Origin of the sequence: Citrobacter sp. Cpo040 (assembly GCF_030332915.1) — a bacterium.
Taxonomy (GTDB): domain Bacteria; phylum Pseudomonadota; class Gammaproteobacteria; order Enterobacterales; family Enterobacteriaceae; genus Citrobacter; species Citrobacter portucalensis.
The window spans coordinates 14,460-38,066 of record NZ_JAOWGX010000036.1 but is presented as its reverse complement, the minus strand read 5'-3'; the positions used below and the strand labels follow the sequence as shown (position 1 = coordinate 38,066).

19 protein-coding genes are annotated in these 23,607 nt (G+C 51.1%); 14 read left to right on the top strand and 5 right to left on the bottom strand.

Annotated elements, in window-relative coordinates:
- Window positions 1–227: 227 nt before the first annotated feature.
- Both dcuC and pepT read right to left on the bottom strand, forming a co-directional pair.
- Window positions 228–1,589 (bottom strand): C4-dicarboxylate transporter DcuC, encoded by a 1,362-nt coding sequence (dcuC, locus tag OGX86_RS15060; protein WP_048226385.1) that lies wholly within the window; start codon window positions 1,587–1,589, stop codon window positions 228–230.
- On the bottom strand, window positions 1,586–2,842 hold the full coding sequence (pepT, locus tag OGX86_RS15055) for a peptidase T (protein WP_128317750.1): 1,257 nt from the start codon (window positions 2,840–2,842) through the stop codon (window positions 1,586–1,588). The genes dcuC and pepT overlap by 4 nt, the downstream gene beginning before the upstream one ends.
- Window positions 2,843–4,162: 1,320 nt before the next feature.
- Between pepT and OGX86_RS15050 the strand changes: the two genes are divergently transcribed.
- Together OGX86_RS15050 and OGX86_RS15045 are read left to right on the top strand one after the other, a co-directional pair.
- Entirely contained in the window at window positions 4,163–4,420 is a 258-nt protein-coding gene (locus OGX86_RS15050; RefSeq protein WP_003021255.1) for a YjhX family toxin, read from the top strand.
- Between the two features lie 10 nt (window positions 4,421–4,430).
- Complete coding sequence (locus OGX86_RS15045) at window positions 4,431–5,177, top strand: SAM-dependent methyltransferase (RefSeq protein ID WP_220395101.1); 747 nt, start codon at window positions 4,431–4,433, stop codon at window positions 5,175–5,177.
- Between the two features lie 56 nt (window positions 5,178–5,233).
- Here the strand turns inward: OGX86_RS15045 and OGX86_RS15040 are convergent, their stop codons facing one another.
- Window positions 5,234–5,797, bottom strand: a complete 564-nt coding sequence (locus OGX86_RS15040; RefSeq protein ID WP_048226390.1) for a DJ-1/PfpI family protein — start codon at window positions 5,795–5,797, stop codon at window positions 5,234–5,236.
- A 402-nt stretch (window positions 5,798–6,199) separates the two neighbouring features.
- Between OGX86_RS15040 and OGX86_RS15035 the strand changes: the two genes are divergently transcribed.
- Window positions 6,200–7,312, top strand: coding sequence for an agmatine deiminase family protein (locus OGX86_RS15035; protein WP_128317748.1), 1,113 nt, complete (start codon window positions 6,200–6,202; stop codon window positions 7,310–7,312).
- A 504-nt stretch (window positions 7,313–7,816) separates the two neighbouring features.
- Window positions 7,817–10,039, top strand: a complete 2,223-nt coding sequence (locus tag OGX86_RS15030; RefSeq protein ID WP_048214850.1) for an EAL domain-containing protein — start codon at window positions 7,817–7,819, stop codon at window positions 10,037–10,039.
- Between the two features lie 186 nt (window positions 10,040–10,225).
- Here the strand turns inward: OGX86_RS15030 and OGX86_RS15025 are convergent, their stop codons facing one another.
- Both OGX86_RS15025 and OGX86_RS15020 read right to left on the bottom strand, forming a co-directional pair.
- Window positions 10,226–11,614 (bottom strand): APC family permease, encoded by a 1,389-nt coding sequence (locus OGX86_RS15025; RefSeq protein ID WP_286640258.1) that lies wholly within the window; start codon window positions 11,612–11,614, stop codon window positions 10,226–10,228.
- 343 nt (window positions 11,615–11,957) lie between these two features.
- A complete protein-coding gene (locus OGX86_RS15020; RefSeq protein ID WP_003830879.1) occupies window positions 11,958–13,376 on the bottom strand; it encodes a glutamine synthetase family protein in 1,419 nt (472 codons plus the stop codon).
- Window positions 13,377–13,588: 212 nt separating this feature from the next.
- Here OGX86_RS15020 and puuD point away from each other — a divergent pair, with 212 nt between their 5' ends.
- From puuD to OGX86_RS14970, 10 genes are all read left to right on the top strand, one after another.
- A complete protein-coding gene (puuD, locus tag OGX86_RS15015; RefSeq protein WP_043015313.1) occupies window positions 13,589–14,353 on the top strand; it encodes a gamma-glutamyl-gamma-aminobutyrate hydrolase in 765 nt (254 codons plus the stop codon).
- A gap of 25 nt (window positions 14,354–14,378) precedes the next feature.
- On the top strand, window positions 14,379–14,936 hold the full coding sequence (gene puuR / locus OGX86_RS15010) for an HTH-type transcriptional regulator PuuR (protein ID WP_003830877.1): 558 nt from the start codon (window positions 14,379–14,381) through the stop codon (window positions 14,934–14,936).
- A gap of 138 nt (window positions 14,937–15,074) precedes the next feature.
- The gene (gene puuC, locus OGX86_RS15005) at window positions 15,075–16,562 is read left to right on the top strand and encodes an aldehyde dehydrogenase PuuC (RefSeq protein WP_048226397.1); all 1,488 of its coding nucleotides are present in this window, start codon (window positions 15,075–15,077) and stop codon (window positions 16,560–16,562) included.
- A 2-nt stretch (window positions 16,563–16,564) separates the two neighbouring features.
- On the top strand, window positions 16,565–17,845 hold the full coding sequence (locus OGX86_RS15000) for an NAD(P)/FAD-dependent oxidoreductase (protein ID WP_048214853.1): 1,281 nt from the start codon (window positions 16,565–16,567) through the stop codon (window positions 17,843–17,845).
- Window positions 17,846–18,053: 208 nt separating this feature from the next.
- A complete protein-coding gene (gene hyaA / locus OGX86_RS14995) occupies window positions 18,054–19,181 on the top strand; it encodes a hydrogenase 1 small subunit (protein ID WP_286640257.1) in 1,128 nt (375 codons plus the stop codon).
- Window positions 19,178–20,971: a Ni/Fe-hydrogenase large subunit gene (gene hyaB, locus OGX86_RS14990; RefSeq protein WP_032942453.1), complete on the top strand. Its 1,794-nt coding sequence runs from the start codon at window positions 19,178–19,180 to the stop codon at window positions 20,969–20,971. The genes hyaA and hyaB overlap by 4 nt, the downstream gene beginning before the upstream one ends.
- Before the next feature lie 18 nt (window positions 20,972–20,989).
- Window positions 20,990–21,724, top strand: coding sequence for a Ni/Fe-hydrogenase b-type cytochrome subunit (gene hyaC, locus OGX86_RS14985; RefSeq protein WP_032942451.1), 735 nt, complete (start codon window positions 20,990–20,992; stop codon window positions 21,722–21,724).
- Window positions 21,721–22,302, top strand: coding sequence for a hydrogenase 1 maturation protease (gene hyaD / locus OGX86_RS14980; protein ID WP_286640256.1), 582 nt, complete (start codon window positions 21,721–21,723; stop codon window positions 22,300–22,302). The genes hyaC and hyaD overlap by 4 nt, the downstream gene beginning before the upstream one ends.
- Window positions 22,303–22,307: 5 nt before the next feature.
- Window positions 22,308–22,709 (top strand): hydrogenase-1 operon protein HyaE, encoded by a 402-nt coding sequence (hyaE, locus tag OGX86_RS14975; protein WP_048226408.1) that lies wholly within the window; start codon window positions 22,308–22,310, stop codon window positions 22,707–22,709.
- A complete protein-coding gene (locus OGX86_RS14970) occupies window positions 22,709–23,566 on the top strand; it encodes a hydrogenase expression/formation protein (RefSeq protein ID WP_128317567.1) in 858 nt (285 codons plus the stop codon). The genes hyaE and OGX86_RS14970 overlap by 1 nt, the downstream gene beginning before the upstream one ends.
- Window positions 23,567–23,607: the final 41 nt, after the last annotated feature.

Sequence of the window (23,607 nt, the reverse complement as noted above, 5' to 3'; positions counted from 1 at the left end):
CCAGATTAACTTATCCCTATGTAATAAACGTGCAAATATAATACATCATACTTATTAATCATTAATCTGGGGTGGCTCAACAATGACTAATAAGAATAATGCGATAAAGATAAAGATTAATAATAATCACCAGTAATCAATATCACCTTTTGTGATGAGATCTGTAAACAGAAAAAGCAAACTACCGGGCATTCAGCAACCCGGAAGTTTGCTTATTACAGACGAAGTTAATAGAAAATACCGATGATCAGGGTATGCGTTACAAAGCCCACAATCAACGGTACGGCGGTACGTTTAACCACATCAAATGGCGTTATTTTCGCCCCACTGGAAACGGCAATCACCACGCCGGAAACCGGTGAAATTGCCCGCCCCATATGTGATGCCTGCTGCATCGGCAGGATCATGGCAACAGCGTTAGCGCCCATACTTGCCGCGATTTGCGGGATCAGCTCAACAAAAGCAAGGAATGGCGCATTACCCGATCCCATAATAATTGCTGCCGCCAGCGTCACCAGCGCAAACACCACCGCCATAGCAAATGGAGGTAATCCCACGTGCTCCGCCATCAGGATTAATTGATCAATGGCACCAATGACTTTAATTCCGTGAGCAAAAACACCTGCCGCAACCAGTAGCCCAACCACCCCGGTAAAGGCGGTGCCCATGCCTTTAAGGAAATGGCTGAATCCTTCGCATACTGACTTTAAATCACGCACCCGCAACCACTCAATCAACATGCAGACAGCCATCGAAATGAGCACAATGGTGATAATATTCAGGTTAATACCACTGACGAACATTTCCGATGATCCCACCGCCATCAATATCGGAAGCATCGGGAGCAGCGCATAAAAAGCCGGGGCATTTCCTGAGTCAGTCACCTCAGCGCTACCGATTTCCCGTGGTAGCGTTCCCGCTTTACGGTCGCAATGCCGCTGCCAGAAGAAATGGCAGACGCCCACGACCAGCACGGTTGCCAGCGCTGCGGGTCCCTGGTGGTAAACAACGTATTCCACCACATCCATATTGACCGCTTTAGATCCCCTGATAGCATCGATGGCCGTCGGGGTATACGCCACACCAAGCGAGGTGGCAATAACCCCAGCAGCCGAGGCCGCAGAAAGCCCTAACCCCAGCATAATGGGGAACATCGTCCCCATCAGCAACACGGCAAGCCCGGTAGCGGATGGGATGGCCAACTGCAGGAGGCTGGCGAGCAGATAGGAGAAAAATAGAAGCACATAGGGCGAACGCAGCGCGCGCAAAGGTTTCGTCACGACCCGCACAACAGCTTCATTTGCCCCGATATGATCCATGTAATGCGCAAATCCCATGAGCGCCATAATCATCAGGCCGAGATCGGCAGCACGCGTACTAAAGAGATCGCGCATCACCTCGAAAGGATCGAGAAATGAAATCCCCGTACTGGCAACGCCCTTCGGTAATACAGAACCCCATCCGGTTAACGCCGTACAAATCATCAACACCAGGCCCGCAATGAACAGCACCGGTTCAGCGCGATAACCTTTCAGTATCAGACGCGCGACCACCACGATAACCAGTAGGGCAATTAACACCTGAATCATGACTGAGCTCTCCTCTGCGCGAACTCAGCAAAGGTTTCTTCAATGACCGCTACCACCACATCGCTGGCGGCTCGCAGTGAACGCACCGGTAGATATTCATAAATTGAATGAAAGTTATGAGCTCCGGTAAAAATATTCGGGCAAGGCAGTCCTTTCTGCGATAGCACTGCGCCATCATACCCACCACGCATGGCGACAGGTTGCGGGGTAATGCCACACTTCTGATACGCGCGAAACGCAATATCAATCGGGTAGTGTGCATCGCCCTGCAAGCTATTGAACACATTGGCATAGCGATCGGTTAAATGACAGACCACGCTGTTTTCTCCCCACAGCGCGCAGGTGCTGACGGCAAGCTGGCGGATATATGCCATACGCGCCTTATACCCTTCTTCGGTAAAATCCCGGATATCCAGCTTAAGTACCGTACGGGCGCTGTTACCCTGAAGCTGTTTTACCCAGTAATACCCTTCGCGTCCTTCCGTATACTCAGGCGCCTCTCCTCCGGGCAGCATCGCAATAAACTTATGCGCCATCAGCAGCGAGTTCTTCAGCTTACCTTTGGCCGACATAGGGTGCGCGGACTGGCCGGTAAAGATGATTTCCGCATCACCCGCGTTCCAGTTCTCGTAGACAAACTCTCCAATGCCGCAGCAGTCCAGGGTATAGCCAAAATCAGCGCCAAACGCCGCAACATCAAACGCTTTTGCTCCCCGTAATCCCTGCTCTTCATCAGGAACAAAACCGACCTTCACCGGCCCATGCTTAATCTCCGGGTGCGCGATCAGGTACTCCAGAGCATTCATAATCGCGGCGATGGCGGCTTTATCATCAGCCCCTAGCAGACTGGTACCATCCGTCACCAGCAGGTCATCGCCGACATAATTTTTCAGTTCCGGAAATTCACTTTCACGCAGATAAATATTCAGCTCTTGATTCAGACACAAATCCCCACCGCTGTAGTGAAGACGTTGCGCATTTGTGTCCGCGGTCTGTTCCGCGCTGGTATCCAGATGGCCAAAAAAGGAAACGACAGGGATCGTGTCATCGGTATTTCCAGGTAAGGTCGCTGTCACAATAGCGGTATCCCTGACCTCAATGTTTTCCAGTCCTAATGCTTCAAGTTCTACTGCAAGTAGTTTTGCCAGTTCCATTTGACCAGGTGAAGAAGGCATTATCCCATTAGCACCATTTTCCCTTGAGGTCGTGGTATTGATTTTCGTGTAGTTAATAAAGCGTTCAACAATATCCATTCCAGGAGATCCTTTAATGTATCATTTACGAGGTACTGCAAGAGAAGACCTGCATACAGCGTGGGTTGAATAATCTGAGAACAAAATAAAATCAGCGCTCATCCCAGAACGCTGATTTTATGGGTGTTACGACAACGATTTATATAAAGGAAGATAAAAAAGGCCAGTAATTACACCAGTGATTAAAAACTCCTTTTGATTGATAAAATCATATTCCCTGTCTGTTTTTACTACATTTTCCATGGTGTTAAGCTAACAGAAGTCATAAACGGCATTCGTATGTCTAAGGGATAATAAAAATCATTTAGATTCTTGCCCCCGATACCGACACAAGACATACCATCGCTATATTTTTTTAATGAACTAATGCTGTAACAGCAACATGCAACCGTTTGCACCTCTCTACAAATAGCCACTTAACGCACTAAAATCCGTGAACAAAATCACAATTACTTCAAAAGCGAAAATTAACATAACGCTTAAAAACAGACAGTTATAAGAAAAGCTATATAATACCCCTATAAATAAAGATGAAATCACACTATTCACCATGAAATAGATTCATAGCGATACTATTTCAACATTACCGTATGGTTCACAGAACAAAACCTGTCGTCATCACTAATGCAAAACAACAAGAACAATAATATTAAATTATCTATTTATGACGATTATCAAAATTATACACAGGCAAAAAAAACCTCTCCCCTGAGAAGAGATTCAGGGCAGAGGTAATACGGGTGTTAAGGACATTTTTATAGTTTTGATGATAACAGAAGAGCTTCTTGCTGGATTGAGTATACACACTTCACGACGTTAAGAAAATTCCTAAAAAGAATTAAAAGCAAACACCATTAAAAATCATTTTTATAATAAAGACATATTTATCAAATAAAACAAAATTAGGATAGGGAAAAATTAAATATCACTAATCTATAGTATGACGCAAGTGGGGCTAACAACACATCATTACGGCCAATACCGCTACTGACAATGTCTGAATATTCAATAAATTTAATATATCCATACACCGCTCAGCTAACGAGAGTTAAAAAATTATAAAATAAGCTAAACGCAATTTTTCGTCATAGATCACATTTTCCCGACAGAACGATTCCCCTACTCGCCCAGGCTGGTATGATTCAGCAGGTAAATACCTATCAACTCAACCCGAGGCTTTGATGCTGGAGAATGTAATCATCAGATAATCAGCTTACCGACCTTTTCAGGCCGGACTGGTTATCAATGCGCCGAAATCGAATGCGGACACCGCTGTGTGTTTGCACGTTTTGCACATGATGATTAAACAGGTTTTCCAGTATGAATTTATCCCGTCAGGAACAACGTACCTTACACGTTCTCGCCAAAGGTGGCCGTATTGCTCACGTCCGCGATGCATCTGGTCGTGTCACTTCCGTCGAATGCTATAGCCGCGAAGGGTTACTGCTCTGCGACTGCACGCTCGACGTATTCAAAAAGCTCAGAACGAAAAAACTGATCAAATCCGTTAATGGTCAGCCCTACCGCATCAATACCACCGGGCTGAACAACGTTCGCGCCCAACTGGATAATCGCTAAGGAGAGAGAGATGGATATCCCGAAGATTTTTACGATCAGCGAAAGCGCACATCGCATTCATAATCCGTTCACCGCGCAAAAATATGCGACGTTAGGTCAGGTTTTACGGATGCCCCCAGGAACCCGCATCCTGGATCTCGGCAGCGGCTCGGGCGAGATGTTGTGCACCTGGGCACGCGATCATGGAATTTCCGGCGTTGGTATCGATATGAGCCAGTTATTCAGTGAGCAAGCCACCATGCGGGCAAGTGAATTAGGCGTCACTGAGCACGTGCGTTTTATTCATGCCGATGCAACAGGTTATATCGCCGAAGAAAAATTCGATATTGCCGCCTGCGTTGGTGCAACCTGGATTGCTGGCGGCGTTGCCGGAACGGTCAAACAGCTGGAACAAAGTCTCAAACCAGGCGGGATCCTGCTCATCGGCGAACCGTACTGGCGTCAGATGCCCGCAACGGAGGAGATCGCTATGGCTTGCGGCGCGACTTCAGTAGCCGATTTTCTTTCTCTGCCAGAACTTGTTTCGTCTTTCGACCTGCTCGGTTATGACGTGGTTGAAATGGTACTGGCTGACCAGGAAGGTTGGGACAGATACGAGGCGGCAAAATGGTTGACGATGCGCCGGTGGCTGGAGGCAAATCCGGACGATGAGTTTGCCGCCGAAGTCAGAGAACAATTGAGAAGTTCACCAGTGCGCCACGTTGCATTCACCCGGGAATATATTGGGTGGGGCGTATTCGCACTCATGAAGAGATAATATATGCAGTCGGTATAGCCTGGCAGGTTATACCGACTTTTTCATCGCATCATCGCTTACTTCATTAATACTTCAACAAATTTAGCTAACCATTGCGGATGCGCGGGCCATGCTGGTGCCGTCACCAGATTGCCATCAACGTGGGCCTGATCAATACCAATATCGGCATAATGCCCACCGCTCAGACGAACCTCAGGCGCACAGGCCGGATAAGCGCTACAGGTCCGGTTTTCTAACACCCCCGCTGCCGCTAACAGCTGGGGCCCATGACAAACTGCGGCGATAGGCTTACCGGCAGTGTTGAAATCTTGCACCAGCTTAATGACATCTGGATTCAGTCGAAGATATTCCGGAGCACGCCCGCCGGGGATCAACAGTGCGTCGTAATCGGCGACCCGCGCCTCGGCAAAATTCGCATTTAACGTAAAACGATGCCCCGGCTTTTCACTGTATGTCTGCGCCCCATCAAAATCGTGAATGGCGGTTTGAACGTAGTCACCCTGACTTTTATCCGGACAGACGGCATCCACACGATGCCCAAGCATTTGCAAAGCCTGAAAAGGCACCATCGTTTCATAATCTTCGACATAATCTCCGACCAGCATCAGTATCTTCTTCATTCACATCCCCCACTCACGGTTATTAATGATGAGAAATAACGGCCATCTTTACTATAGTCCACACGGTTCATGTCATTAATAAATACAACAGAACAATCGGCCAGATCACAATCCACGGCAAGGCCCGTCAGACGGGGCTCAGAGCCAACGGCGTGACATATGTTCATGCTGATAAATATAAATTATATATAAATATATAGTTGAGAAATTTTAATAGTAGCCAGTTTCACTCATTATATAAAACTAAGAGATTGCAACGCATATCTCTTGTGCTATATTTCGCGTGAAATTTACCCGCGATCACTTTATTTATTATTCAAAATTTAAAATACGCAGAATATTTATTATCTATTATTATTTTATTCACCTGATATCAGGTAAAAATACGCAAAGGTTAATCCTATGATGACAAGACGTTCATTCGTCAGACAAGGCCTGGTGACTTCAACGAGTATGCTACTCGCTGGTATGACGGGCTTCAGCTTTAGCCAATTTGCCCGCGCAACAGAGAACCGCCGCTGGCAAATGCCTGATGAAGGCGCACCACATACGGCAACCTGGATGGCGTTTGGTGCCAGTGCGGAGATCTGGGAACCTCATCTGCTACCGGTGGTGCAGGAAAACCTGGCGTTAGTTGCCAAAACCATCGCCGCATTTGAACCCGTGAATATGTTAGTACGCGAAGAAGACAGCGAGCTCGCCGCGCGTCTGTGCGGGCCGTCAGTCAATCTTCTGGTTCACCCAATAGACGATCTGTGGATCCGCGACACCGGGCCGGTGTTTGTGAAAAGTGCCAGCGGCGCGCTCGGCGGAGTGGGATTTAATTTCAACGGCTGGGGCAATAAGCAAGAGCACGAACGAGATGCCGATGTGGCTGAATTTGTTACTGATTACGTTCATGCCGAGTTTATCCCCTCGGTACTGACTCTGGAAGGTGGCGGTATTGAGGTAGATGGTGAAGGCACAGCAATCATCACCGAGAGCTGTGTGCTTAACTCCAACCGTAATCCTGGCGTCAGCAAAGCCGAATGCGAAGAAGAACTTAAGCGACTGCTAGGTCTGGAGAAAATCATCTGGTTGCCAGGTATTGCCGGCAAGGATATTACCGACGGCCATACAGATTTTTACGCCCGATTCACGCATCCGGGTACGGTGGTGGCGGGTCTTGAGCAGGATCCGTCATCCTTTGATTACGCGATCACCCGACGTCATCTGGACATATTACGGGCCGCCACGGATGCCAAAGGCCGACGGTTGGAGGTAGTCACGCTGGAAGGACCTTCTACCATCCGCCAGACTTATGCGAGCGATGATTTCGCCGCGGGGTATATCAATTTTTATCTGTGTAATGATGCCGTCATTGCACCGCAATTTGGCGATAAGCGCACCGATCGTAATACCCATGCTATTTTGCAGGAGCTGTTTGCCGATCGTGAAATTATTCAGTTGAATATCGACGGTATCGCTGCCGGTGGCGGCGGTATTCACTGCGCGACACAGCAGCAGCCTCGTTAATGATTAACAATTGAGTGTGTTGTGGGAAGGTGGGGAAACTCACTTTCCTGACAATAACAGAATGATTCCCTTAGAAAGATGCCTCCGTAGGTTAAATTTTAATAAACAAAGCACTTAATTAACACTTATGAAATAAATACCATTAAAAGATAACACTTTAATAGCTTTCATCGATCTTTCATGGTATTTATGATCTGCTAAACCTATCGATAAAATCTATCAAAAGATTTATATTGATCGTTATTATCGATCGTATATTCTGTCTTAAATAATGACTAATGACAGAACTTTTATTATCAGCACAGCCACAAAGATTGTTCTCCCCTGCGTTGTGAAACACAGTGAAATTATCGAGGGTTACTTTTAAAAAATTCACATAACATATTTTAGAATGGTTTTCAATTAGCGAAAACATCCAAAAATACACATTTCGAACCTCTAGTCTAACCTGTTTTAAGTAGATGACTTAAATCGAGAACGGTGATAACTCACTGAGAATTGCGAATGATGATATTGCTAAGAAAAGCGGAAAATATAAATTTCATTAATACATTTAGAGACTATTTTTGTGTCGGCATCGCGTTTTTTGCATTACAGCTGGTCGCTGGTCATCTCAGTAAGCAAGAGGATGTTGCGGGTATAACACTGCATTTTTACGATCTCACTTTACCTCTCATTTCTGCATTGCTGGTTTTATACCGGCAAAAGGCGCTGCCAATTTTGGCTGCCTTTTTCTTGTATGCGCTTTACTCTTACTCTTTATCTTCGGTATTCACACTAACGGCTCAGCTACTAGCTGCTCTCATTAGCCAGACTCTCTACTTTTTCTCGACAGGCAAACGAGGCGCGGTTAGCTTTGGTCGTAGCCAGCTTACAACCCTGCGTATTGTCTGGCTCGTGTGTTGCAACGCCTTACTATTCATCTCGATTGATCACTGGTTCCAGTCGAACACAGCCTCTGCACCGATCGCAAACCTTTTTACACTACAAACATTAATTAACTTACAGTGGCTGATGAACTCTTGCCTGACTGGCATCCCTTTTTGTTATCTGTTGCTTAGAAGCGTTCAAAATCCTGCATGGTGCATTCTATACATTAGACAAGTAAAGGCGCTGATAAAATCCGGCCCTCCTATTCTGTATCAAGTATTATGGCTGGTGCTGTTACTGTGCATTATGTCCGCTTTGATCGTCATCAGAGAGGATATTCTTATATTTACAGACTATTCATTACTGTGGTTACTTCCAGTAATGCTATGGGGAGTGATCTGTATTGGCCATGCTTTGATATCCCCTGTATGGGTAACAATGCTTATCCTGTTGGGATATTATATAAACAGTTATATTCCACCTGCTAACTATAATAATTATTTACATAGCCTCGTGATTTCCTCCACGATAGTGTTTGTCTTTTCTATTACGATTGTTGTTACCGGTGTACTTGTGGTTCATAACCGAAAATATCTCCGCCGCCTCAAACAACTTTTTAGATCAGAGCCTAACACCGGACTGCCTAACTTTCAGGCCCTGCAAATGGACATCCGTAAACACGCAACAGAGTGCTTGTGTTACATCCGTTGTACAGAGTTGAATACGCTGGAGCAAACTCACGGAATAGAATTCCGTTTTGAATTTGTAAAAGCGCTAAGCGCATATGTACGTAAATTGATTAAGGGTACAGGTGACATTTATTACGCACCAGGTCATGGAATAATTCTTCGCCTTAATGTTGTCCCTGACATTCCTGATCTCTACAAGGACCTAAACTCTTTTCGTTTTATCTGGAAGGACTACCAATTAGGGCTATCTTGTGGTGTGGCATATACCACCGAGAAAAACCTGATTAAAAATTTATCTCAAGCAATTAAGCATCTTAATACCCAAAGCTACATCTCGTTAATGCAGGGGCAACCGTTGTTACTCAGCCCGCAAGTGCCAGGTGATAAAATTGTCAGCCAGGCTGTCATTCGTCATATGTTGCAAAAGGCAATTGACAGAAAGTCGTTTGAGCTTATGGCTCAACCCATCGTATCAACGATGCTGGTTGTTCAGCCGATCGTTTCAACCACGGGACTGACACGTTATCACGAGATACTTATTCGGATAAAAATGGTTGATGGTAAGTTAATCTTTCCAGACACCATCCTACCGGTTGCTCGCGAGGCAGGATTACTTCCTGCGCTGGATATCACTGTTATAGAGCAAACATTTCGTTTTATACAGTCACGGCAGAAATCTGACCCTAATAGTCACTTCTCCATTAATCTGACGCCTGACTCGCTTAATAAAATTGATTTTCTTGATAATGTTTTTACATTGTTTAGAAAATACTCAATAGCACCTGAACGTATAATATTTGAAGTCATTGAATCAGATATTATTGACAACGCTAATGTCACTGATGTTCTGAGAGCGCTACGTAAAGCCGGTTCTAAAATTGCTATTGATGATTTTGGCACAGGAGCATCAAGCTATTCACGACTACGAACGTTAGACGCAGACATTCTGAAAATTGATGGTTCCTTCATCCGTAATATATTGACCGATGAATTTAGTCGATGCGCCGTCAGATCCTTCTGCGAAGTAGCAAAACTCAAAAACATGGAAGTAGTCGCTGAGTTTGTTGAAAATGAGGAAATTGAAAAGATGCTAATTACGATGGGTATTGGTTGGTTACAGGGATACCATATAGGGAAGCCCGTTCCTATTGAGTTGGCTGAATTATAATTCAGTAATTATAATAATAATTATATTCCTACATTGATTTACTTACCGGCTCCCGTGCCGGTTTTTTTATTCCCTAAAGCAAGCGGGACTTTAATTAAAGCAGGTATGCCGCGGCCGTTTGCCGCGACATACCGTGTTTCATTTTTAACTCAACTCAGCCGAATGCTACGGCCAATTCAGCTTCCATCACTCCCAGGCGCGCTCAGATTTCGCGGCGTCAAACTGCGGCGGCGGTTTGCGAAAACGTCCGGTCAGCCAGGCAAGATACACCAGCCCAACGCCGGCCCATACCAGTCCCAGCGTCAGCGATGTCACCTCAAGATTCACCCACAGTACGGCAACCGTGGCGGCGCCAACCATTGGCAATACCAGATAGTGTAATTTCTCCTGCCAGGTATGCTTGCGTCCTTCACGACGCCAGAAGTGGTTAAACACGGAGAGATTAACGAACGTAAAGGCCACCAGCGCACCAAAGTTAATCAACGCCGTGGCAGTCACCAGGTTAAAAAACAGGGCCGACAGCGCCACAATCCCGACCATGATGACGTTCAACGCGGGAGTACGCCATTTGGGATGGACATAACCAAAGTACTTCTCCGGGAAGACGTTATCGCGACCCATCACGTACAGCAGACGCGAAACGCTGGCATGCGACGCCAGACCTGAAGCCAGCGTATTCACAAAGGTGGTACACAGGAAAATAGACTGGAACAGCTTGCCGCCGACATACAGCGCAATCTCCGGCAGCGCCGCATCCGGGTCTTTAAAGCGGCTAATGTCCGGGAAGAACAGTTGCATAAAGAACGAGGCGGCAATGAAGATCAGCCCACCGTACAGGGCGGTGAGGAAAATAGCTTTCGGGATGGTGCGCGCAGCATCCGGCGTCTCTTCAGATAGTGTCGTTACCGCATCAAAGCCGAGAAACGAGAAGCAGACGATGGTCGCCCCGGTGATAATCGGGATCAAATGCGCATTCTGGCTGATAAACGGTTGCAGCGACCAGACGGTCCCAACCCCTTCCCCTTTGTGCAGCCCCTGCACCACGAGGAAAATGAACACCACGATGATCGCCACCTGCACCAGTACAAACAGCGCATTGAAGTTGGCTACCAGATTAACGCTTTTCAGATTGGCCGCGGTGAGGATCGCGACGAACATCACCACCCAAATCCATGGCGCAACCCCCGGGAACAGCGCGGAAAGGTAAATTTTCGCCAGCAGGACGTTAATCATCGGCAGGAAAAGGTAGTCAAGCAGTGACGACCAGCCGACCATAAACCCCACGTGCGGATTGATGGCTTTCTGCGCATAGGTATAGGCCGAACCGGCCTGTGGAAACTGGCGCACCAGCTTTCCATAACTGATGGCGGTAAACAGTACTCCCGCCAGGGCCAGCAGGTAGGAGGCCGGAACATGGCCATTGCTGACACCCGAAACAATGCCAAAGGTGTCAAACACCGTCATCGGGGTGAGATAGGCCAACCCCATCACCACCACCTGCCACAGCTTCAGGGATTTACGCAGCTGTGCTTTGCCCGGCTGGGCAGAATGATCAGCAGAAGAGTTAGTCGACATAATTTTCCTCCCCGCTACGAGTCCAGATCTGCGTTCGAAACGTGGGTACAGCAGACCTGGGTCGTGTCGGGGAGGAATGGCATAAAAAAGGCGTCAATGTGGTACGGCACAGATGCGGTCCGTATTTACTGCGGGAGCCATGAATACTCACGCGGGGCGGGTTTTTAAACATTGGCATCATCACATTTCCTCGTCACAAACTCTGTCGGTTATCTGAAGACCCGTTGTCGCCCGCGCTCCATTACGCGACATCCGGGAAATGGCAGGTATTCCTGCAATTTTTACGGGCTGGCTCCGCTCAGCCCGCATGATGCGACTTCTTTTTCAATGACCTGTACAACGGTCAGGCGTTTTTCAGCATCCACTCAATTTCAGTGTCGGTAATCAGACGTTCAAACTGGATAAGCTCATCGTTTTTACAGGCGTGATACACATGGCTAAACCGCTCACCCAATAGTTCACGCAGACTGTCATTTTGCATAAACTCCCACAGCGCATCGCTCTGGCGAATCGGGAACGGCAGCCCTTCCTGCTCCAGACCGTTACCCTCAACTTCTTCTTGTAACGGCAGTTCGTTATCCAGACCGTGAAGGATCCCCGCCAGAATGGTCGACATCACCAGATACGGGTTGGCATCAGCCCCCGCTACGCGATATTCAACCCGATGGTTATCACGGTCGCCGCAGGGAATCCGCAGCGCTACCGTACGATTGTTGTGCCCCCAGGACGCCTGGGTCGGAACATACATCCCCGGCTGGAAGCGGCGATAGGAGTTCACATTCGGCGCCAGAAGCGCCATTGATGCGGGCATCAGATCAATCATCCCAGCGAGCGCACGCTTTAATAACGCGGAATCATCGCCATTCGCATCAGCCAGCACGTTCTCACCTTTGTTATTCATGACGCTGATGTGGATATGCATCCCGCTACCGGCATGCTCCTCATAAGGTTTTGCCATAAACGTGGCATGCATCTTATGTTTCTCCGCCACCAGCCGTACCAGACGTTTCAGCGCCAGCGCGTCATCGCAGGCGTCGAGCACGTTGTCGGTATGGTAGAGGTTGATTTCAAACTGCCCTGGGGAGGCTTCAGCCACCGCGCCGTCGGCCGGGATCAGCTGCAAACGGGCCAGTTCATCGATATCGTTCAGCACATCAGCAAAGTGGTTCAGGTTATCAACCGAATAAACCTGACTTTGGGTATTTCGATCGTCCGTTCCCGGCGCGCATGGCGGCTGCAGATAACCTTCGGGGTCACGCTTACGATCGAGTAAATAGAACTCCAGCTCTACCGCTACGACGGGGAACAGACCGCGCTGGCGAAGTTTCTGCCAGAGTCGGTTTAGTACGTTCCGCGGCTCAACGTCAAAGGGAGCGCCATCTTCATCCAGCATCGTCAGCATCATCTGCGCAATAAATTCCGGATCGGCAGCCGAAGGGGTTAACGTACCTGCCACGGGTACACAGGTCCGATCGGGTTCGCCAAGCTCCTGGCCTAATCCCGCCTCTTCGACCACATTGCCCAGAATATCCATCGCGAAAACGGATGCCGGGAAATAGCAGCCTTTCTCTAACTTATGCAATCCCGCAACGGGAAGGCGCTTACCGCGAAAACAGCCATTAAGGTCGGTTAACAACACATCCACATACTGCGTATTAGGATAGCGTTCCAGATACTGCTTAACTTCGCGCGCAAACGCGCTACTTCGTCTCTCTTCAGAATGCTGAACAAAATTCTCAACTTCTACGATATTGGTTTCCATGATTCACCGCCGTTGGCCTGGTAAGCTGTTCTGTGATTTGACTGTTAAATATAATGTCCACCATTCGACTCTGGATGCAAATAAATTGTTTGTCAAATGTTAAATTAAGTTTGCTAGAAGGTTATTCCGCTGCTAGATTGAGAAAATAATGAACGGAATGGCGCAACAAGGAACCGTTTGGCAATAATTTATTCCAAAACGTGAGGTCGATCATGGGCAATATATTTGACAAGCCAGTTATTGGTGTAGTGATGTGTAGGAACAGGCTTAAGGGTCACCAGACCCAGACTCTGCAAGAAAAGTACCTGAATGCGGTATTAAATGCCGGTGGATTACCGATAGCGCTTCCCCATGCGCTTGCGGAACCCGAATTGTTGAACGCGCTGTTACCGAAACTGGACGGTATCTTCCTGCCAGGAAGCCCAAGCAATGTGCAGCCGCACCTCTATGGTGAAAATGGCGATGAGTCTGACGCCGATCCCGGGCGTGATCTTCTGAGCATGGCGCTAATTACCGCCGGGCTCGAAAGGCGCATTCCCATTTTCGCCATCTGCCGGGGCTTGCAGGAATTAGTTGTCGCCACTGGCGGGACTCTGTATCGTCGCCTGTGCGATCACTCACAGTTCCTGGAACATCGTGAAGATGCGGAACTCCCGGTGGAGCAGCAATATGCACCATCTCATGAAGTCCAGGTTCAACAGGGAGGATTGCTATCTCAGTTAATACCAGGTTGCAGCACGTTTTGGGTTAACTCCTTGCATGGTCAGGGCGCAAAAACCCTTGGCCCGCAGCTGCGCGTGGAAGCACGCTCGCAGGATGGATTAGTGGAAGCTGCCAGCGTCCATGACCATCCTTTCGCGCTCGGCGTGCAGTGGCACCCGGAATGGAACAGTAGCGAATACGCCCTGTCGCGTTTGTTACTTGAAGGTTTTATCACCGCTTGTCAGAACCACCTCGCTGAAAAACAGCGACTCTGACCACTACAGTTAAGGAAATGCAATTATGAGCGATGACGGCCTGGCGCCGGGTAAACGTTTGTCAGAGATCCGCCAGCAATTGGGTCTTTCGCAGCGTCGTGCCGCCGAACTGTCTGGGTTAACGCATAGCGCCATCAGCACCATAGAGCAGGATAAAGTCAGTCCTGCCATCAGTACGCTGCAAAAGCTATTGAAAGTATATGGGCTGTCGCTCTCCGAGTTCTTCGCGGAACCGGAAAAGCCTGACGAACCGCAGGTGGTTATCAATCAGGATGATTTGATTGAGATCGGGAGTCAGGGAGTATCCATGAAGCTGGTACACAACGGAAATCCGAATCGTACGCTGGCAATGATGTTTGAAACCTATCAGCCAGGCACGACAACCGGGGAGAGAATTAAACATCAGGGTGAAGAGATTGGCACAATACTGGAAGGTGAAGTGATACTGACCATCAACGGTCAAACGTATCCTCTTGTTGCAGGGCAAAGCTATGCCATTAACACCGGCATACCACACAGCTTCAGCAACACCTCGGCAGGGATCTGCCGCATCATCAGTGCCCACACTCCCACCACTTTCTAATAAGTAGCGGCCTGAGTTTCTCAGGCCTTCTTAAATAACGCGCATTAACAGGGTACATCCCTGGGGCATCGTGCAGCCTGATTTTGCCTGAAAAAGATCAGCAACGAACTTTATCTTATTGATATAAAAGGAGTAGCTATGAACTTTCAGAATCTTAAATATTGGCGTGAGAAAGCCAGCCATTATTCACCAGAGACCCGTTTATTTATTAACGGCGAATATTGTGCCGCCGCTGATAACGAAACCTTTATTACGCTGGATCCGGCAGGACAACGTCCTCTGGCTAAAGTCGCCCGCGGTAAAAAAGCGGATGTGGACCGCGCGGTCACCGCAGCCCGTACCGTCTTTGAACGCGGAGACTGGTCGCAAGCATCACCCGCAGAGCGCAAAGCGGTACTGCACAAACTCGCCGATTTAATGGAGCAGCATCACGAGGAGCTGGCGCTACTGGAAACGCTCGATACCGGTAAACCGATTCGCCATAGCCTGCGTGATGATATTCCCGGCGCGGCACGCGCCATCCGCTGGTATGCCGAAGCTATAGATAAAGTCTATGGCGAAGTTGCCACCACCTCGGTGAACGATCTGGCACTGATTGTGCGCGAACCGGTAGGCGTGATTGCCGCCATCGTACCGTGGAACTTTCCTCTGCTGCTGGCCTGCTGGAAACTCGGCCCGGCACTGGCTGCGGGTAACAGCGTGATCCTCAAGCCTTCCGAAAAATCACCGCTGACCGCCATTCGCCTGGCTGCGCTGGCTAAAAAAGCAGGTTTGCCCGATGGCGTTCTCAGCGTTGTTAGCGGGTATGGCCACGAAGCAGGCCAGGCGTTGTCGCAGCATCCGGATGTTGATGTGATCACCTTTACCGGCTCGACCCGTACCGGCAAGCAACTGCTCAAAGACGCTGGCGACAGCAACATGAAACGCGTCTGGCTGGAGGCCGGAGGTAAAAGCGCCAATATCGTCTTTGCCGACTGTCCGGATCTGCCGAAAGCCGCCGCTAATGCAGCGGCAGGTATCTTCTATAACCAGGGCCAGGTTTGTATCGCCGGTACGCGTCTGCTGCTGGAAGAGAGCATTGCCGACGAGTTCATCGCCCTGCTGAAAGAGCAGGCGAAAAACTGGCAGCCTGGCAACCCGTTGGATCCGGAAACCACGATGGGCACGCTTATCGACAATGCGCATGCCGACACCGTGCACGGTTTTATTCGCGACGGTGAAGCGCAAGGCACGCTGGCGCTGGATGGCCGCAGCCACGTACATCCGGCCGCTATCGGCCCGACTATTTTTGTCGATACCGCGCCGCAAGCCCACGTCAGCCGCGATGAGATCTTCGGCCCGGTACTGGTCGTCACCCGTTTTAGCAGTGAAGCCGAAGCCCTGGCGCTGGCCAACGACAGTGACTACGGCCTCGGCGCCGCGGTCTGGACCCGCGATTTGTCGCGTGCCCATCGTATGAGCCGTCGCCTGAAAGCCGGCTCAGTCTTCGTGAATAACTACAACGACGGTGATATGACCGTGCCGTTCGGCGGTTATAAGCAAAGCGGTAACGGACGCGATAAATCCCTGCATGCGCTGGAAAAATTTAGCGAACTGAAAACCATCTGGATCTCCCTGGAGTCTTAATCATGACTGAACATACCAGCAGTTATTACGCCGCAAGCGCCAATCAGTACGAACCGTTTCCGACCCTTAGCGAATCGGTTAGCTGTGATGTTTGCGTCGTGGGCGGTGGTTATACCGGACTCTCCTCCGCCCTGCATTTAGCGGAAATGGGTTACGACGTGGTGCTACTGGAATCCGCGCGTATTGGTTTCGGGGCCAGCGGACGTAACGGTGGTCAGTTGGTGAACTCCTACAGTCGCGATATCGACGTCATCGAACGTACCTATGGCCCAGACGCCGCTAAAATGCTCGGTGGAATGATGTTTGAAGGCGGCAATATCATCCGCGAACGCATCAAGCGTTATCAGATCGAATGCGACTATCGTCCCGGCGGGCTGTTTGTAGCGCTGAACCACAAACAGATGGAAACGCTGGAAGAGCAGAAGTCGAACTGGGAACGCTACGGCAACACGCAGCTTGAACTGTTAGACAGCAGTGAAATTCGTCGCGAAGTCAGCAGCGATCGTTATGTCGGCGCGCTGCTCGACCACAGCGGTGGTCATATTCACCCGCTGAACCTGGCGATTGGCGAAGCTAACGCCATTCGTCTGAACGGCGGACGCGTCTTTGAGCAGTCGCCAGTCACCCGTATTCAGCACACCAGCCCGGCGGTGGTCAGCACTGAAAAAGGCCAGGTGACGGCCCGCTTTGTGATCGTCGCGGGCAACGCCTATCTCGGAGACAAACTCGAACCTGCGCTGGCAAAAAGCAGCATGCCGTGCGGCACGCAGGTGTTAACCACCGAACCGCTGTCGGCGGAGATGGCGCGCTCGCTGATCCCGAAAAACTACTGCGTGGAAGATTGTAACTACCTGCTCGATTACTACCGTCTGACCGGCGATAACCGCCTGCTGTACGGCGGTGGCGTAGTCTACGGCGCTCGCGACCCAGACGATATTGAGCGTCTGGTGATGCCGAAACTGCTGAAGACCTTCCCGCAATTGCAGGGGGTAAAAATTGATTACCGCTGGACCGGTAATTTCCTGTTAACGCTGTCTCGTATGCCGCAGTTCGGCCGTCTTGATACCAACATTTACTATATGCAGGGCTACAGCGGCCACGGCGTGACCTGTACTCACCTGGCTGGACGCCTGATTTCCGAACTGCTGCGCGGAGATGCCGAGCGCTTTGACGCGTTTGCCAAACTGCCGCACTACCCGTTCCCGGGAGGCCGCAGCCTGCGCATTCCGTTTACCGCCATGGGGGCGGCATATTACAGCTTACGCGATCGCCTTGGGGTTTAAGTTCTTCCGCGATAAACCCGACGCACAGGGCGATTCCCCCTGTGCGTTTTTTTATGCCTGGAAAGCGAAAAACAGGTAACAGGCACGAAAATATCGCAATAGGACATAACCACACTCTTTGCATTGTTTCTCCCTTCCGATCGGATACGCTTTTTTAGATATCGCTGGCGGCATGCGCCAGAACTCAACGGGGGAAGAAACGCGTGTTATGAATACGAATAATGAGGAGACCTTTTATCAGGCGATGCGCCGGAAGGGAGTGAGCCGACGCAGTTTTCTTAAATACTGTAGCCTCGCCGCAACATCGCTGGGATTAGGGGCTGGAATGACGCCCCGAATAGCCTGGGCGCTGGAGAACAAACCCCGGATCCCGGTCGTCTGGATCCACGGACTGGAATGCACCTGCTGTACCGAATCGTTTATTCGCTCCTCGCACCCACTCGCCAAAGACGTCATCCTCTCTCTGATTTCCCTCGATTACGACGACACGCTGATGGCCGCCGCCGGAACGCAGGCCGAAGAGGTATTTGAAGACATTCTGAGCCGCTACCACGGCCGATATATTCTGGCAGTCGAGGGCAACCCTCCGCTGGGCGAGCAAGGGATGTTTTGCATCAGCAGCGGGCGCCCTTTTATTGAAAAGTTAAAACGAGCCGCAGCAGGAGCCAGCGCGATTATCGCCTGGGGAACCTGCGCCTCCTGGGGCTGCGTGCAGGCTGCCCGGCCTAACCCTACCCAGGCTACGCCGATCGATAAGGTGATCACCGATAAGCCGATCGTGAAAGTGCCCGGCTGCCCGCCGATTCCGGATGTCATGAGCGCCATCATTACCTACATGGTGACATTTGATCGTTTGCCTGAACTCGATCGTTTGGGGCGTCCGCTGATGTTCTATGGTCAGCGTATTCACGATAAATGCTACCGCCGCGCCCACTTTGACGCCGGGGAGTTCGTTGAGAGTTGGGACGATGACGCCGCCCGCAAAGGCTATTGCCTGTACAAAATGGGCTGCAAAGGGCCAACCACCTATAACGCCTGTTCCACCACCCGCTGGAATGGTGGCATTTCTTTCCCCATCCAGTCCGGCCACGGTTGTCTGGGATGTTCAGAAAATGGCTTCTGGGATCGCGGTTCGTTCTACAGCCGCGTGGTTGATATTCCACAAATGGGGACGCATTCAACCGCCGATACCGTGGGCCTCACCGCGCTAGTCGTCGTGGCGGCCGGTGTCGGTGTTCACGCAGTCGCCAGCGCCGTCAATCAACACAACCGCCACAAACAGCAACTAGCCGACGCCGGACAACAGTCTCCAGACAATAAGGATAAACAGGCATGAGCAATTCGTATCAAACCCAGGGATATACGGTCAATAATGCCGGTCGCCGCCTGGTTGTGGATCCCATTACGCGCATTGAAGGCCATATGCGTTGTGAAGTGAACATTAATGAGCAAAACATCATCACCAACGCGGTTTCCTGCGGCACCATGTTCCGCGGGCTGGAGATCATTCTACAGGGGCGCGACCCGCGCGATGCCTGGGCATTTGTCGAACGAATTTGCGGAGTGTGCACCGGCGTACATGCGCTCGCCTCGGTCTATGCCATTGAGGACGCTATTGGCATAAAGGTGCCCGACAACGCCAACATCATTCGCAATATTATGCTGGCGACGCTGTGGTGCCACGACCATCTGGTGCACTTTTACCAGTTAGCCGGAATGGACTGGATTGACGTGCTGAATGCCCTGAAAGCAGACCCGCGCGCCACATCGCAGCTGGCACAAAGCCTTTCAGCCTGGCCGATGTCTTCTCCTGGCTACTTCTTTGACGTTCAAAATCGCCTGAAGAAATTTGTCGAAGGCGGTCAGTTGGGGATTTTTCGCAACGGTTATTGGGGACATCCGCAGTACAAACTGTCGCCAGAGGCCAACCTGATGGGCTTTGCCCACTATCTGGAAGCGCTCGATTTTCAGCGCGAGATCATCAAAATCCATACGGTGTTTGGCGGTAAGAATCCGCATCCGAACTGGATTGTCGGCGGGATGCCGTGCGCTATCAATATCGATCAGAGCGGCGCGGTAGGCGCAGTCGATATGGAACGCCTGAACCTGGTGCAGTCAATCATCACCCGTACCGCTGATTTCATCAACAACGTCATGGTGCCTGACGCACTGGCTATCGGCCAGTTCAATAAACCCTGGAGCCAGATTGGCACCGGGCTTTCTGATAAGTGCGTCTTAAGCTACGGCGCGTTCCCGGATATCGCCAATGACTTCAGCGCGAAGAGCCTGTTGATGCCTGGCGGCGCGGTGATTAATGGTGATTTTAACAACGTCATGCCGGTGGACCTGGACGATCAGCAGCAAATTCAGGAGTTTGTCGATCATGCCTGGTATCGTTATCCGGACGATCAATTAGGTCGCCACCCGTTCGAAGGGATTACTGAACCCTGGTACAACCCGGGCGATGTCAAAGGCAGCGATACCGATATCAAGCAGCTCAACGAACAGGAACGCTATTCGTGGATTAAAGCCCCGCGCTGGCGGGGACACGCTATGGAAGTTGGGCCGTTGGCGCGTACGCTGATTGCCTATCACAAAGGGGATGCCGCCACGATTGAATCCGTGGATCGCATGATGTCCGCCCTCAAGCTGCCGCTGTCGGGCATGCAGTCGACGCTGGGCCGTATTCTGTGCCGCGCGCACGAAGCGCAGTGGGCCGTGAGCAAGCTGCAATATTTCTTCGACAAGCTGATGACCAACCTGAAAAACGGCAATCTGGCTACCGCAAATACCGAAAAGTGGGAGCCTGAAAGCTGGCCGCAGCACTGTCGCGGGATCGGTTTTACCGAAGCGCCGCGCGGAGCATTAGGCCACTGGGCATCGATTCGCGACCAGAAGATCGACCTGTATCAATGCGTGGTGCCGACCACCTGGAATGCCAGCCCGCGCGATCCAAAGGGACAAATTGGCGCTTACGAGGCGGCGCTGATGGGCACCCAAATGGCGATACCGGATCAACCGTTGGAGATCCTGCGCACCTTGCACAGCTTCGACCCCTGCCTGGCATGTTCAACCCACGTACTCGGCGACGACGGCAGTGAACTTATCGCCGTCCAGGTTCGCTAAGCGTTAAGGAACGGAACGATGACTGGAAAAACATCCCCACGCGTCGGGGAGGCGCGTGATACCGCCACCAGCCACTATGTGTTTGAAGCGCCAGTACGCTTGTGGCACTGGCTGACGGTGGGCTGCATGTTGGTGTTGATGGTAACCGGATACTTCATTGGCCGACCGCTGCCGTCGGTCAGCGGTGAGGCCACTTATCTGTTCTATATGGGCGACATTCGGCTGGTGCATTTCGCCGCCGCCATGGTGTTCACGGTGATACTGCTGATGCGCATTTACTGGGCCTTCGTCGGTAACCGTTATTCACGCGAACTGTTTATCGTGCCGGTCTGGCGGCGCAGCTGGTGGCAGGGTGCGTATTCTGTGGTGCGTTGGTATCTGTTTCTGGAAAAAAAACCGGGAGATGATATCGGTCATAACCCCATCGCGCAGGCGGCGATGTGCGGTTATTTCCTGCTTTCCGTTTTTATGATCCTCACCGGTTTTGCCTTATACAGCGAACATAGCCAGTACGCCATTTTTACCCCTTTCCGCTATGTGACGGAGTTTTTCTACTGGACCGGCGGGAACTCTCTCGATATCCACAGCTGGCATCGGTTAGGGATGTGGTTCATCGCCGCCTTCATCGTAGGCCATGTGTATATGGCGATTCGTGAGGACATCATGTCTGACGAGACCGTCATCTCAACCATGATTAACGGCTTTCGTAGTCATAAGTTTCCTAAGGGTCAGCACGATAAGGAGGCGTCATGAGCGAACCTAACGTCATCGTGATGGGCTTAGGCAACCTGCTGTGGGCAGATGAAGGGTTTGGTATTCGCCTCGCTGAGCGCCTGTACGCTCATTATCACTGGCCTGAATCGGTAGAGATTGTTGACGGCGGCACGCAGGGACTGAATCTGCTGGGCTACGTTGAGCAGGCCAGCCATTTGCTGCTGCTTGACGCCATCGACTACGGGCTCGCACCAGGCACCCTGCAAACTTACGACGGAGACAAAGTCCCGAGTTACCTCAGCGCCAAAAAAATGAGTCTGCATCAGAACAGCTTCTCTGAAGTGCTGGCTCTGGCGGATATTCGCGGCCATCTCCCCGCGCACATCGCTCTGGTGGGACTACAGCCGGTACAGCTGGACGACTATGGCGGCAGCCTGACCGACATCGCGCGCGCTCAGCTCCCGGCGGCAGAACAGGCCGCGCTTACGCAACTGGCCGCGTGGGGCATTGCGCCACAGATAAGCGATGAAACGCGTTGCCTGAACTATGACTGCCTGTCGATGGAAAACTATGAAGGCGTGCGTATTCGCCAGTATCGCGTAACGCTGGAGAGATAATTAACATGTTGAATGACCAACCGTTTTCTGCGCTATGGCAGCGAATGCTGGCTAAGGGCTGGCAACCGCTGAGCGCATCTGAACTGGATGACTGGATAACCCGCGTGCGTGATGGCGTGGTCCTGCTCAGTAGCGATCCTCGCCGTACACCGGAAGTCAGCGATAACCCGGTCATGATTGCCGAGTTGCTCCGCGAGTTTCCCCAGTTTGACTGGCACATCGCCATGGCGGATCTTGAACACAGCGAGGCGATCGGCGATCGCTTTGGCGTGTTCCGTTTTCCGGCTACCCTGGTGTTTACCCAGGGTGAGCTGCGCGGCATTCTCAGCGGTATCCACCCGTGGGCCGACCTGCTCAACCTGATGCGTCCCCTCGTTGAACAACGCATACCGCCGGAGTCTGCATGATGAGCGATTCCTTTTTTCATCTGCTGGGGCCGGGAACGCAGCCGGGTGATGACAGCTTCAGCATGAATCCCTTGCCCCTCACCTGCCAGGTCAACAGCGACCCCAGCATGGCAACACTGGAAAACTGTCCGCACAGCCCGGCGGTGATGGCATTGTTAGCCGATGTGCGCCACCAGCTCACCCAGAGAATTCCCGCCAAACAGGATGTGCTGGGATGGGATTTATCCGCGCTCAATGCAGACGATCTCACCTTTCTGAATACGCTACTCGGCGAAGGCGAAGTTTCCGTGCGCATTCAGCATGCTGACGGCAGGGCGAGCGAGATTCAGGAGTCGATTTTCTGCGGTATCTGGCGGGTGCGTTGTCAGAATGACAAGGGGCAATGGCAGGAACATCTGGAAGCAGGTAGCGCGCCACGGGCGCTGTGGCAGGCGGCAACAATCAATACGCTGCCGGACGATAGCCTGCTGCCTCCGCCTATAGATGGGTTGATGAATGGCCTGACGCTGGCCCAGGAACTGCTGGCGCACGTGCGCGATCCGGCAGCGCAACCCCATAGCATTAACCTCACCCAACTGCCGATTAGCGACGCGGATCGCCTGTTCCTCGCCCGCCTGTGCGGCGAAGGACACATTCAAATCCGCACCATCGGCTACGGCGAGAGCCAAATCGACGCCACGGCGCTGCGCCATGTCTGGCATGTTCGCTGTCTGGATACCCTGAAAGGGCTTCTGCTTGAGAGTTATGAGATCTGTCCGTTGCCGGAACTGGTGTTGGCCGCACCGGAAGATCTGCTCGACTCGCTCGAGCGCCTGGATGAAGTCTGCGGCTGGCTGGCATCCGGCCCGCCTGCCTGATCCCCCTCTTTAGACCCGCGTACTTTTCTACTGCGGGTCTG

What these genes read in the sequence shown, in the direction of transcription:
- puuR (WP_003830877.1), top strand. Translation starts at nt 14,379, where the DNA reads ATGAGCGATGACGGCCTGGCGCCGGGTAAACGTTTGTCAGAGATCCGC.
- OGX86_RS15040 (WP_048226390.1), bottom strand. Translation starts at nt 5,797, where the DNA reads ATGAAGAAGATACTGATGCTGGTCGGAGATTATGTCGAAGATTATGAA.
- hyaB (WP_032942453.1), top strand. Translation starts at nt 19,178, where the DNA reads ATGAGCAATTCGTATCAAACCCAGGGATATACGGTCAATAATGCCGGT.
- OGX86_RS15030 (WP_048214850.1), top strand. Translation starts at nt 7,817, where the DNA reads ATGATGATATTGCTAAGAAAAGCGGAAAATATAAATTTCATTAATACA.
- OGX86_RS14970 (WP_128317567.1), top strand. Translation starts at nt 22,709, where the DNA reads ATGAGCGATTCCTTTTTTCATCTGCTGGGGCCGGGAACGCAGCCGGGT.
- hyaC (WP_032942451.1), top strand. Translation starts at nt 20,990, where the DNA reads ATGACTGGAAAAACATCCCCACGCGTCGGGGAGGCGCGTGATACCGCC.
- OGX86_RS15050 (WP_003021255.1), top strand. Translation starts at nt 4,163, where the DNA reads ATGAATTTATCCCGTCAGGAACAACGTACCTTACACGTTCTCGCCAAA.
- pepT (WP_128317750.1), bottom strand. Translation starts at nt 2,842, where the DNA reads ATGGATATTGTTGAACGCTTTATTAACTACACGAAAATCAATACCACG.
- OGX86_RS15025 (WP_286640258.1), bottom strand. Translation starts at nt 11,614, where the DNA reads ATGTCGACTAACTCTTCTGCTGATCATTCTGCCCAGCCGGGCAAAGCA.
- OGX86_RS15020 (WP_003830879.1), bottom strand. Translation starts at nt 13,376, where the DNA reads ATGGAAACCAATATCGTAGAAGTTGAGAATTTTGTTCAGCATTCTGAA.
- OGX86_RS15045 (WP_220395101.1), top strand. Translation starts at nt 4,431, where the DNA reads ATGGATATCCCGAAGATTTTTACGATCAGCGAAAGCGCACATCGCATT.
- dcuC (WP_048226385.1), bottom strand. Translation starts at nt 1,589, where the DNA reads ATGATTCAGGTGTTAATTGCCCTACTGGTTATCGTGGTGGTCGCGCGT.
- puuC (WP_048226397.1), top strand. Translation starts at nt 15,075, where the DNA reads ATGAACTTTCAGAATCTTAAATATTGGCGTGAGAAAGCCAGCCATTAT.
- hyaA (WP_286640257.1), top strand. Translation starts at nt 18,054, where the DNA reads ATGAATACGAATAATGAGGAGACCTTTTATCAGGCGATGCGCCGGAAG.
- puuD (WP_043015313.1), top strand. Translation starts at nt 13,589, where the DNA reads ATGGGCAATATATTTGACAAGCCAGTTATTGGTGTAGTGATGTGTAGG.
- OGX86_RS15035 (WP_128317748.1), top strand. Translation starts at nt 6,200, where the DNA reads ATGATGACAAGACGTTCATTCGTCAGACAAGGCCTGGTGACTTCAACG.
- OGX86_RS15000 (WP_048214853.1), top strand. Translation starts at nt 16,565, where the DNA reads ATGACTGAACATACCAGCAGTTATTACGCCGCAAGCGCCAATCAGTAC.
- hyaD (WP_286640256.1), top strand. Translation starts at nt 21,721, where the DNA reads ATGAGCGAACCTAACGTCATCGTGATGGGCTTAGGCAACCTGCTGTGG.
- hyaE (WP_048226408.1), top strand. Translation starts at nt 22,308, where the DNA reads ATGTTGAATGACCAACCGTTTTCTGCGCTATGGCAGCGAATGCTGGCT.